8 protein-coding genes are annotated in these 11,983 nt (G+C 70.2%); 3 read left to right on the plus strand and 5 right to left on the minus strand.

The window, feature by feature from the left end; translation table 11 throughout:
• Together QR78_RS25060 and QR78_RS25065 are read left to right on the plus strand one after the other, a co-directional pair.
• Positions 1-1,200: efflux RND transporter periplasmic adaptor subunit (locus tag QR78_RS25060; protein ID WP_048430317.1), on the plus strand; the 1,200-nt coding region annotated here is incomplete at its 5' end.
• 157 nt (positions 1,201-1,357) lie between these two features.
• Positions 1,358-4,597, plus strand: a complete 3,240-nt coding sequence (locus QR78_RS25065) for an efflux RND transporter permease subunit (protein WP_048430318.1) — start codon at positions 1,358-1,360, stop codon at positions 4,595-4,597.
• A 268-nt stretch (positions 4,598-4,865) separates the two neighbouring features.
• On the opposite strand, the gene ccoP is transcribed toward QR78_RS25065, so the two are convergent.
• From ccoP to ccoN, 4 genes are all read right to left on the minus strand, one after another.
• The gene (ccoP, locus tag QR78_RS25070; protein WP_244276580.1) at positions 4,866-5,729 is read right to left on the minus strand and encodes a cytochrome-c oxidase, cbb3-type subunit III; all 864 of its coding nucleotides are present in this window, start codon (positions 5,727-5,729) and stop codon (positions 4,866-4,868) included.
• A 5-nt stretch (positions 5,730-5,734) separates the two neighbouring features.
• Positions 5,735-5,884, minus strand: coding sequence for a cbb3-type cytochrome c oxidase subunit 3 (locus QR78_RS25075; RefSeq protein WP_048430323.1), 150 nt, complete (start codon positions 5,882-5,884; stop codon positions 5,735-5,737).
• Positions 5,885-5,889: 5 nt separating this feature from the next.
• Positions 5,890-6,630, minus strand: coding sequence for a cytochrome-c oxidase, cbb3-type subunit II (gene ccoO, locus QR78_RS25080; protein ID WP_048430320.1), 741 nt, complete (start codon positions 6,628-6,630; stop codon positions 5,890-5,892).
• A 61-nt stretch (positions 6,631-6,691) separates the two neighbouring features.
• Positions 6,692-8,356 carry a cytochrome-c oxidase, cbb3-type subunit I gene (gene ccoN, locus QR78_RS25085; RefSeq protein ID WP_048430321.1) on the minus strand — a complete coding sequence of 555 codons (1,665 nt, stop codon included), beginning with the start codon at positions 8,354-8,356 and terminating at the stop codon, positions 6,692-6,694.
• A 219-nt stretch (positions 8,357-8,575) separates the two neighbouring features.
• On the opposite strand from ccoN, the gene hemN reads away from it, so the two are divergent.
• On the plus strand, positions 8,576-9,934 hold the full coding sequence (gene hemN, locus QR78_RS25090) for an oxygen-independent coproporphyrinogen III oxidase (RefSeq protein ID WP_089504264.1): 1,359 nt from the start codon (positions 8,576-8,578) through the stop codon (positions 9,932-9,934).
• Positions 9,935-9,979: 45 nt separating this feature from the next.
• On the opposite strand, the gene QR78_RS25095 is transcribed toward hemN, so the two are convergent.
• On the minus strand, positions 9,980-11,983 hold a 2,004-nt coding region (locus QR78_RS25095; protein ID WP_048430322.1), incomplete at its 5' end, for a TonB-dependent receptor.

Consider the following 11,983-nt stretch of genomic DNA (forward strand, 5'->3'; position numbering starts at 1 on the left):
CTCGTCCGGCGCAGCGCCGGAATCGGCCTCGTTCTCGTCCTGCTGGCGGGGGCCTCCTACCCGTTCCTGTCCCCTTCGTTCACGCGAGGAACCGCCGCCAGCGCCGCGACGCCGCCGGCCGAGCAGGCGGTGTCCGCCCCGGTCGCCGCGATCACGCCGCGCGACGTGGTGCTGTGGGACGATTTTTCCGGCCGCCTGGAGGCGGTCGAGCGCGTCGACGTGCGGGCCCGCGTCGGCGGCGCGGTCCAGGCGACGCACTTCGCGGAAGGGGAACTCGTCAAGGCCGGCGACCTCCTGGTGACCATCGATCCGGCGCCCTACGCGGCGGAGGTCCAGCGCCTGGAGGCCCAGGTGGCCGGGGCCGAGGCCCGCGTCGCCCTGACGGCGAGCGACCTCGAGCGCGGGCGCCGGCTCTCCGACCAGCAGATCGTCACGGCGCGCGACCTCGACGTGCGGGCCAACGCCTTCAAGGAGGCGAGGGCGAGCCTGGACGCCGCGAAGGCGGCGCTGGCGGCAGCAAGGCTGAACCTCGGCTACACCGAGATCCGGGCGGCGGTGGCGGGCCGCGTCGGGCGCCGCGAGGTCACGCCCGGCAACCTCGTCACCGCGGGCGCGGGGGCGGCGGTGCTCACCACGCTGGTCTCGGTCGATCCGATCCATGCGAGCTTCGACGCCGACGAGACCGTCGTGCTCCAGGCGCTGGCCTCGATCGGCGGCCCGGCGGGCGGGCGCGGCCGGCTCGACGCCATCCCGGTCGAGATGACGACCGCCGAGGGAACGCCCGCCCGCGGGCACCTGCAATTCATCGACAACAAGGTCGACGCGCGCAGCGGCACGGTCCGGGTGCGCGCCAGCTTCGCCAACGGCGACGGTCGCCTCATCCCCGGGCAATTCGCCCGGATGCGGCTCGGCCGGCCCGCGCCCGAGCGGCTGCTCCTCGTCGACGAGCGGGCGGTCGGCACCGACCAGGACAAGAAGTTCGTGCTCGTGGTCGGGGCCGATAACCGCGCCGCGTTCCGGGCCGTCACCCTCGGCCGCGCGGTCGAGGGACTGCGCGTCGTGACCTCGGGCCTCTCGGGCGGCGAGCGCATCGTCGTCAACGGCCTGCAGCGGATCCGCCCCGGCACGCTGCTCAGCCCCGAGCCGGTGACGATGGGCGCCCGCGGCGCCCCCGAGACGCGCCGCCTCGCCGGGCGCTGACGCGCTCCACGGCGCTCGCTCGCACCTCCGATTCCGAAACGCGAGACCCCGCGACCGCACTCGGGCGGCCGCGCGGATCCCTCATGCCCGCTGCCTCCTTGCCCGCTCCCCTCTTGCCTGCTGCTTCCTTGCCCGCTGCCCCGCCCCGGAGGGCGCCATGACCCTGTCCAAGTTCTTCATCGACCGGCCGATCTTCGCGGGCGTGCTCTCGGTCCTCATCTTCATCGGCGGCCTGCTGTCGCTCCTGGCGATGCCGATCTCCGAGTATCCGGACGTGGTGCCGCCCTCCGTGGTGGTGCGCGCGACCTTCCCGGGGGCCAACCCGAAAGTCATCGCCGAGACGGTGGCGACGCCGATCGAGGAGCAGATCAACGGCGTCGAGGGCATGCTCTACATGTCGAGCCAGGCCACGACGGACGGCATCATGACGCTGACCGTCACGTTCCGCCTCGGGACCGACCCCGACAAGGCGCAGCAGCTCGTGCAGAACCGGGTCTCGCAGGCCGAGCCGCGCCTGCCGGCGATCGTGCGCCAGCTCGGCATCGTCACGGTGAAGTCCTCGCCCGACCTGACGATGGTGGTGCACCTCGTCTCGCCGAACGGGCGCTACGACATGACGTACCTGCGCAACTACGCGGTGCTCAACATCAAGGACCGGCTCGCCCGCCTCGACGGCGTCGGCCAGGTCCAGCTCTTCGGCTCCGGCGACTACGCGATGCGGATCTGGCTCGACCCGCAGAAGACCGCCGAGCACGGCCTGTCGGCGGGCGACGTGGTGCGGGAGATCCAGGCCCAGAACGTCGAGGCGGCGGCGGGCGTCATCGGCGCCTCGCCGGCGGTGCCCGGCCTCGACCTCCAGCTCTCGCTCAACGCCGAGGGGCGCCTGGCGAACGAGGAGCAGTTCGGCGACATCGTGGTCAAGACGGGAGAGAACGGCGAGATCACGCGGCTCCGCGACATCGCCCGCATCGAGCTCGGCGCCTCGGACTACGCGCTGCGCTCGCTCCTCGACAACAAGGCGGCGGTGGCGCTGCCGATCTCGCAATCGCCCGGCTCGAACGCGATCGCGATCTCCGACGAGGTCCGCCGGACCATGGCGGAGATCAAGCGGACGATGCCCGAGGGGATCGACTACCAGATCGTCTACGACCCGACGCAGTTCGTGCGCGCTTCGATCGAGGCGGTCATCCACACGCTGCTCGAGGCGGTCGCCCTCGTCGTCGTCGTGGTGATCCTGTTCCTGCAGACCTGGCGGGCCTCGATCATCCCGCTCCTCGCCGTGCCGGTCTCGATCGTCGGCACCTTCGCGGTGATGCACGCCTTCGGCTTCTCGATCAACGCGCTCAGCCTGTTCGGCCTCGTGCTGGCCATCGGCATCGTGGTCGACGACGCCATCGTGGTGGTCGAGAACGTCGAGCGCAACATCGAGGCGGGGCTGTCGCCGCGGGACGCCAGCGAGCAGGCGATGCGCGAGGTCTCGGGGCCGATCGTCGCCATCGCGCTGGTGCTGGTGGCCGTGTTCGTGCCGCTCGCCTTCATCAGCGGGCTCACCGGGCAGTTCTACAAGCAGTTCGCGCTGACCATCGCGATCTCGACGGTCATCTCGGCGATCAACTCGCTCACCCTGTCGCCGGCCCTCTCGGCGCTCCTGCTTCGCGACCACCACGCCCCCAAGGATCGGCTGACGCGGGTGCTCGACACCCTGCTCGGCTGGTTCTTCCGCCGCTTCAACCGGGCCTTCGGGCGCGCCTCCGACGGCTACGGGCGCGGCGTCGGCGCGGTCGTCTCGCGAAAAGGCGCGATGATGCTCCTCTACCTCGTCCTCGTCGGGCTGACGGTCGGGCTGTTTCGCCAGATTCCCGGCGGCTTCGTGCCGGGCCAGGACAAGCAGTACCTCGTCGGCTTCGCGCAGCTGCCCGACGGCGCCACCCTCGACCGGACCGAGGAGGTGATCCGCCGGATGAGCGAGATCGCGTTGCGGGAGCCCGGCGTCGAGAGCGCGGTCGCCTTTCCGGGCCTGTCGATCAACGGCTTCACCAACTCGTCGAATTCGGGAATCGTGTTCTCGACCCTCAAGCCGTTCGACGAGCGCCGGGACCCCTCGCTCAACGGCGCGGCCATCGCGCAGTCCCTCAACCGCAAATACGCGGCGATCCCCGAAGCCTTCATCGCGATGTTCCCGCCCCCGCCGGTCAACGGGCTCGGCACCATCGGCGGCTTCAAGTTGCAGATCGAGGATCGCGGCGGTCTGGGCTACGAGGCGCTGAACGAGGCCACCAAGGCGTTCCTCGCCCGTGCCGCGCAGGCGCCGGAGCTCGCCGGCCTCTTCTCCAGCTTCCAGATGAACGTCCCGCAGCTCTTCGCGGAGATCGACCGGACCAAGGCGCGCCAGCTCAAGATCCCGGTCACCGACGTGTTCGACACGCTCCAGATCTATCTCGGCTCGCTCTACGTCAACGATTTCAACAAGTTCGGCCGCACCTACTCGGTCCGGGTCCAGGCCGATGCCCCCTTCCGCGCCCGCCAGGACGATGTCGGGCTCCTGAAGGTCCGGGCGGGATCGGGGGAGATGGTGCCGCTCTCGACCCTGCTGCGGGTGCGCCAGACCGCGGGGCCCGAGCGGGCGATGCGCTACAACGGCTTCCTCACCGCCGACATCAACGCGGGCGCCGCCCCCGGCGTCTCGTCGGGCCAGGCCCAGGCCGCCGCGGCCCGCATCGCCGCAGAGACGCTCCCGCGGGGATTCGCCTTCGAGTGGACCGACCTCACCTACCAGGAGTTCATCGCCGGCAATTCCGGGATCTGGGTCTTCCCGCTCGCACTGCTCCTCGTCTTCCTGGTGCTGGCGGCGCAGTACGAGAGCCTCGCCCTGCCCCTCGCGATCCTGCTGATCGTCCCGATGGGGCTCCTCGCGGCGATGACCGGGGTCTGGCTGTCGTCAGGCGACAACAACGTCTTCACCCAGATCGGCCTGATTGTGCTCGTCGGCCTGTCGGCCAAGAACGCCATCCTGATCGTGGAATTCGCCCGCGAGCTGGAATTTTCGGGCCGCAGCCCGGTCGAGGCGGCCATCGAGGCGAGCCGCCTGCGGCTTCGCCCGATCCTGATGACCTCGATGGCCTTCATCATGGGCGTCCTGCCCCTCGTCACCGCGACCGGGGCCGGGGCCGAGATGCGCCGCGCCATGGGCGTCGCGGTGTTCTCCGGCATGATCGGCGTCACCGCCTTCGGGCTTTTTCTGACGCCGGTCTTCTACGTGCTGCTCCGCCGCCTTTCGGGCAACCGGCCGCTCAAGCGGCACGGTGCGACGATGCCGGCCGCAGGACAAAACGGATCCGGACACGACGGAACCGCGCATGCCGGGCTCGCGCAGGACAGTGTCGGACAGAGCGCGTAGCGGATCCTCCGGCCGCGCGGACCGCGCGGCCGGCACGCCGCGGGCTGATCGGTAGTGTCGCGACGGGGCATCCGCCTCGCTCAGATATGGGACGCCTGCAGCTCCACGGCGCGCGCCGACGACAGGGATGCCGGATGATCGCGTCCGGCATCCCTGTCGTGTGACACCCAATCGATCGCTTCGCGATGCGGGGTTCCATTTCGCTCACGCGCCGCGTGGGCTGGCGAGACCGTTTCCGGACGGGCTCTTCCGAAAACGGTATCAGGCCCTAACGCCCTCCCCCGAGTCCGTGGACGTAGATCGCCAGCGACTTGATCGTCGCGGTGTCGAGCCGCCCCTCCCAGGTCGGCATCACCCCTTTTCGGCCGCCCTGGATCGTCGCGATCACGTCCTTGGGCGCGGAGCCGTAGAGCCAGACCGCGTCGGCGAGGTTCGGTGCCCCCATCTCCGGATTGCCCCGGCCCTGCTCGCCGTGGCAGGCGGCACAGTTCCGGGAAAAGAGCGCGGCGCCCGTCTCCAGGCTCAGGGCCGGTGCGAAGGCCTTGCCGGAGAGGGACAGGACGTAGTTCGCCACCGTCTCGACCTCGTCGCGCCTGAGGATGCCGTCGCGGCCGAAGGCCGGCATCTCGCCCGCGCGGGTGTCGGCATGGCCCGACCGGATGCCGACGCGGATCGTCTCCGCGATGGCCGCGAGGCTGCCGCCCCAGAGCCAGTCGTCGTCCTGGAGGTTCGGGTAGCCGGTCCGGCCGGTGGCGGCGGTGCCGTGGCAGGCGGCGCAGTTGTCGCCGAAGGCCGCCTTGCCGGTGACGAGCGCCAGCGGCAGCAGCGCCGGATCGGCCGCGATCTCACCGAGATCCGCCACGGCGAGCGTCGACTGGCCGAGCGTCGCGCGGGCCGCCTTCGTCGCGGCGACGTCGGCCAGCACCGCGGCGCGGGTCGAGTAGCCGAGCACGCCCCGCGTGTGGTCGGAGACCAGCGGCCAGGCCGGATAGAGGATCCAGTAGCCGAAGGCCCAGACGATCGTGGCGTAGAGCGAGGTCAGCCACCAGCGCGGCAGCGGGTTGTTGTACTCGGCGATGCCGTCCCACTCGTGGCCGGTGGTCTCGGGGGTGGAGAATTTCTGGTCGGTCACGAGGCTCACTCCTCGTCGAGGGGCAGGCGGGCGGCAGCGTCGAACCGGCCCTGGTTGCGCGGCCAGACGGCGTAGAGCGCGACCCCGGCGAACAAAGCCACGAAGTAGAGAAGGCCGCTCGTCTGGGCGAAGCGGGCGGCGAGGTCGTAGGTCACGGGCATCACCTCAGGTTCTTGCCGTCGTCGTAGAGCTTGAAGTCGACCATCGTGCCGAGCACCTGGAGGTAGGCCACCAGCGCGTCGAGCTCGGTCGGGCGGCCCTTCTCGCCGGGGGCATGCGCGACGGCGCCGGGATAGCGCTGCGCGAAGCCGGCATCCGCGCCGTCGGGATCGAGCTGGGCGGTGAGGTCGCTGCCCGCCCGCAGGATCATGTCGCGGCTGTAGGGCACGCCGAGCCGGGCATTCGCCGTCAGGTCGTCGGCGATGGCCTCCGCGTCGAGGGGCCGGTCGAGAAAGGAATAGGCCGGCATGATCGAGCCGGGCACGACGGCGCGCGGGTCCTTCAGGTGCTCGCGGTGCCAGGCATCGGAATATTTGCCGCCGACGCGGGCGAGGTCGGGTCCGGTGCGCTTCGAGCCCCACTGGAACGGGTGGTCGTACAGCGACTCGGCCGCGAGCGAGAAATGGCCGTAGCGCTCGACCTCGTCGCGCATCGGGCGCACCATCTGGCTGTGGCAGAGGTAGCAGCCCTCGCGCACGTAGATGTTGCGGCCGGCGAGTTCGAGCGGCGTGTAGGGACGGATGCCCTCCACCGCCTCGATGGTGCTCTTCAGGTAGAAGAGCGGGACGATCTCGATCAGGCCGCCGATCGCGACGACGATCAGGATGCCGATGAGCAGCGGAAACGAGTTCCTCTCGAAGAACTCGTGCCTCTTCCAGAGGCCGGGCTGGGCGGTGGCCATGGCCGGAATCTTTCGATGTGAGACGGACGAACGGGGCCCGCCGGCGGGCGGGCCGAAACGGTCACTCGGCCGGGACGAGGGTGGCACCGGACGCGGATGCCGGGTTCGACGCGGTCGCCTCGCGGCCCAGAATCGTCATGGCGAGGTTGTAGGCCATGATCAGCGCGCCGATCAGGAACAGCACGCCGCCGAGCGCCCGCACCAGGTAATAGGGCTGCATCGCCTCGACGGTCTCGACGAAGGAGTATTCGAGGAAGCCGAAGTCGTTCGTGGCGCGCCACATCAGGCCCTGCATGATCCCGGCGACCCACATCGCCGTGATGTAGAGGACGATGCCGAGCGTCGAGACCCAGAAGTGCCACTCGACGAGGCGAAGGGAATAGACCTCGCGCCGGTTCCACAGCCACGGCACCAGGCAGTAGAGCGCGCCGAACGACACGTAGGCGACCCAGCCGAGTGCGCCGGAATGCACGTGGCCGATGGTCCAGTCCGTGTAGTGGCTGAGCGCGTTGACGGCCTTGATCGACATCATCGGCCCTTCGAACGTCGCCATGCCGTAGAAGGCGAGCGAGACGACCATCAGGCGCAGGATCGGATCCGTCCGCAGCTTGTCCCAGGCGCCCGACAGCGTCATCAGGCCGTTGATCATCCCGCCCCAGGACGGCATCCACAGCATGATCGAGAAGGTCATGCCGAGCGTCTGGGCCCAGTCGGGCAGCGCCGTGTAGTGCAGGTGGTGCGGGCCTGCCCAGATATACATGAAGATCAGTGCCCAGAAGTGGATGATGGAGAGCCGATAGGAATAGACTGGCCGCTCCGCCCGCTTCGGGATGAAGTAGTACATGATGGCGAGGAAGCCGGCGGTGAGGAAGAAGCCGACGGCGTTGTGGCCGTACCACCACTGCACCAGCGCGTCCTGCACGCCGGAGAAGATCGGGTAGGACTTCGAGCCGAAGACGCTCACCGGGAGCGCGAGGTTGTTCACCACGTGCAGCATCGCGATGGTGACGATGAAGGCGAGGTAGAACCAGTTCGCCACGAAGATGTGCGGCTCGCGCCGCTTGGCGAGGGTGGCGAGGAAGACCACGAGGTAGACGACCCAGACGACCGTGAGCCAGAGGTCGGCGTACCATTCGGGCTCGGCGTACTCCTTCGACTGGGTGACACCCAGGAGGTAGCCGGTGCCGGCGATCACGATGAACAGGTTGTAGCCGAGCACCACGAACCACGGCGCGAGGTCGCCCGCGAGCCGCGCCCGGCAGGTCCGCTGCACCACGTAGAGCGAGGTCGCGATCAGCACGTTGCCGCCGAAGGCGAAGATCACCGCGGACGTATGGAGGGGGCGCAACCGCCCGAAGGTGGTGTATTCGAGACCGAGATTGAGCGAGGGCGCCCAGAGCTGGAAGGCGATGATGCAGCCGACCAGGAACCCGGCGATGCCCCAGCCCATCGACGCGATGGCCGCGAACTTGATCGGCCCGAGATTGTAGTTCGGCCGTCCCCCGATCTCCTGCGGCACCGGCTCGGGGTCGCGGGCGGCGTAGCGGCGCAGGATCGCCACGATCCCGGCGACCGCCGCGAGCGAGAACAGCCCGGCATGGAAGCCGAAGGCGGGGTCCGCGGCCTTCGCCGAGGCGACGAGGCACAGGAGGGCGCCGAGGCCGAAGGCGGCGCACAGGCCCGCCTCCCCCTCGGTCATGTATTTGGGTGCGGGTGTGGCGGGCATGGCTGGTTTCGGTTCGCTCCACGCGCGGCTTCGCGTGATCGCCCCGTTAGGTCATGCGGCTCCCGGCCGGGCGTTGATCTGCGTCAACCGACCCCGGCCGGCCGGAGGATCACGGTCATGGCGGGATCGCCGGGGGGCCGGCTTGATCCAGCGCAAGGCGACGCGTCCGATCACCGGCGAGCGTCGGCCGGATGTCCCTCCGACGGCGATCTCCCGACCATGATCACGCCCGACCTGATCGACCGCCTCGGCGGCGAGCGCGTCCCGCGCTACACCAGCTACCCGACCGCGCCGCACTTCACGACCGAGGTCGGTCCCGCCGAATTCGGCCGGTGGCTCGGGGACGTGGGGCCCGACGAGGCGGTCTCGGCCTACATTCACGTCCCGTTCTGCACCGCGCTCTGCCTGTATTGCGGCTGCCACACCCGGGTCGTGCGCCGCTACGCCCCGGTCGAGGCCTACGTCGCCGCGCTGACCCGCGAGATCGACCTCGTGGCGGCGCGCTTGGCCGGCCGGCCGGTCCTGCGCCACCTGCACTGGGGTGGAGGCACCCCGACGATGCTGCGCGGCTCCGACCTGCGCCGCATCGCCGGGCACCTGCGCCGGACCTTCGCGTTCGCGCCCGACATCGAGATCGCGGTCGAGATCGATCCGCGCACGCTGACGCCGGCCGACGTCGAGACCCTGGCGGCGATCGGCGTCACCCGGGCGAGCCTCGGGGTGCAGAGCCTCGACCCCGAGGTCCAGCGCGCGATCCGCCGCGAGCAATCGGTGGCAGAGACCGCCCGCGCCGTCGATTGGCTGCGCTTCTCCGGCATCGCGGCGGTCAATGTCGACCTGATGATCGGGCTGCCGCACCAGAGCGTCGCCAACGTCGTGGCGACCGTGGACCATGCGGTGGCGCTCGCGCCCGACCGGGTCGCGGTGTTCGGCTACGGGCACGTCCCCTGGATGAAGCCGCACCAGCGCGCCCTGCCGGAGGCCGCGCTGCCCGGCCCGCACGAGCGGCACGCCCAGTTCGAGGCGGCGGCCGGGCGCCTCGTCCGGGCCGGCTACGTGCGCATCGGCCTCGATCACTTCGCCGCGCCCGACGACCCCCTCGCCCGCGCCGCGGCGGCAAAGACCTTGCGCCGGAACTTCCAGGGCTACACCACAGACGGGACCCGGACGCTCCTCGGCTTCGGCGCTTCGGCGATCTCCAGCCTGCCCGGCGGCTACGCCCAGGCGATGACCGACATCGCGGCTTACGCCGACGCCGTGGCCCGGGGCGAATTGCCGACCACCCGCGGCCTCGCGCTGACGCGGGACGACCGCCTGCGCCGCGACGTGATCGAGGGCCTGATGTGCGACCTCGCCGTCGACCTCGACGAGATCTGCGGCCGGCACGGCGTCACCGCGGATTCGGCCTTCGCGCCGGAATTGGCGCGGCTCGACGCCATGGCGCGCCTCGGCGTCGTCGCGCGGTCGGGCCACCGCATCGCGGTGCCGGACGAGATGCGCAGCCTGGTACGCTCGGCGAGCGCCGTGTTCGACGCCCGGCTCGCTGGCGGGCCGGGCCGGCATTCGACCAGTCTGTGAGGCGCGCCGGCCGGAACGTCCGGGCGCGGCGGGTGCCGCGCCCTCTCAGAAGTCCATCGAGGCCGACAGAAGAACCGTCCGCGGTGCGCCCTGGCTCAGGATGCCGCGCCCGGTCGAGGCCCAGTAGTTGGTGCCGGTGACGTTGGCGACGGTGGCCCGCAGGGTCAGCGGCCGCTCCTGGAGCGTCGTGGCGTAGCGCAAGCCGACGTCGAGGGTCGCCCAATCGGGAATCTTCTGGCTGTTGGCGAGGTCGTAGTACTGCGCCGAGGTGTAGATCACCCGCCCGGTGAGGGTCAGGCCGGGGACGAGGCTCGGCGGCAGATCGAGTTCGCCGGAGAGGTTGAGCTGTACGTCCGGCACGCCGATCGCGGTCCGCCCGACATTGCGCGGATCCTGCGCGCGAACCTGGACCCCGTCGAGCAGGGTGATGCCGCCCAGGAGCCGCATTCCCGGCGCCGGCTCGCCGAACACCGTCAGCTCGACGCCGCTGTTGCGCTGGCGACCGTCGACGGAGAAGAACAGGGTGCGCGAATCGAGGAAGCCGGAGGGCTGCTCGATGTCGAAAGCCGCGACGCCGACGCCCACCGTGCCGAAATCGTACTTCGCGCCGACCTCGGTCTGGCGCGAGACGAAGGCCGGGAAGGCCGCGGTGGCATTGACGGCGTTGATCGGCACGGCCGGCGAGGTCAGGCCCTCGACGTAGTTGGCATAGAGCGAGAGCCGCTCCCACGGCTTCACCACGAGGCCGACGCCCGGCGAGAAGGCGCCGGTGTCGCTCGTCCCCGTGCGGTATCCGGTGACGGGGTTGTAGGACTTGACGTCCAGACCCTGCCAGCGCCCGCCGATCGTGAGCAGCACCCGGTCGTCGAGGATCGACAGGGTGTCGGCGATGGCGATGCTGCGGTTGATCCGGCTCGAGGTGCGCGGGGTCGCATTCGACAGCCCGAAGGGCGAGCGCGGGGCGACGTAGGTCGGGTCATAGAGGTTCGAGGTGATCGTCGGGCCCACGGTCTGGGCCGGGGGCTGGGCGAGGTCCTGCCAGAACCCGACCGCGGCGAGCCCGAAGCTGTGCTTGATCGGCCCGGTCTCGACCGTACCGCGCAAGCCCGCCTCCGCCGTCTGGTTGACGATGTGGAACGGCAGGTAGCTGACGGGATCGCGGTAATCGCCCCGCGCGTTGAAGATCGTCAGGACGCCGCCGAAATACTCCTGGCGGAAGTTCGACACGCCGTAGGCGCCGTAGAGCGTCAGGTCCGGGGTGAGGTCGTACTCGACTCGCGTGGCGAGCTGCTGGTTGGCGCTGTCGCGGTATTCCCAGGGCTGCTGCTGGTTGCGCGTCAGGTCGGGCGCGCGGGGAATGCGCACGCCGGCCGCCACGTTGCGGTTGCGCAGCGGCGAGGTGAAGTCGAGCTCCTGGTAGCCGAGGTCGAGGCTCGCCCGCAGCCGCTCGCCGCGGTAGTCGAGGGCGAGCGCGGCGACCCCGAAATGGATGCTCTGATTGTCGATCGGCGTCGCGCCGTTGTTGAAGGCACCGTTGAAGCGCAGGCCCCATTCCTTGGCGTCGCCGAAGCGGCGGCTGACGTCGACCGCCTTGTAGATCTGGGCGTCGGAGGCGTAGCCGATCGTGGCGCGGGTGAGCGGATCCTCGAGCGCCCGCTTCGGGATCAGGTTGATGCTGCCGCCGATATTGCCGAAGGGCGGCACGCCGGAGAGCAGGGTCGCGGGGCCACGCAGCACTTCGACGCGCTCGATCGACTCGATCGCCGGATTGAAGGCGTCGGCGACGCCGTACAGCCCGTTGAACGCGATGTCCTGGGCGAAGACCGGGAAGCCGCGGATGAAGAAGCCGAGAATCCCCGAGTAGGCCGGCACGTTGGTGCGGATCGACGGATCGTTGTTGACCACGTCCTGAACGTTGCGCGCCTGCTGGTCGCGGATCAGCGTCTCGGTGTAGCTCGTCGCGCTGAAGGGCTGGTCGAAGACGCTGCGATTGCCGAGGAAGCCGAGGCGCGAACCGGAGCCGACCTCGCCTCCGGCATATGCCGGAGG

This window comes from Methylobacterium indicum, from assembly GCF_001043895.1.
Classification (GTDB): Bacteria; Pseudomonadota; Alphaproteobacteria; order Rhizobiales; family Beijerinckiaceae; genus Methylobacterium; species Methylobacterium indicum.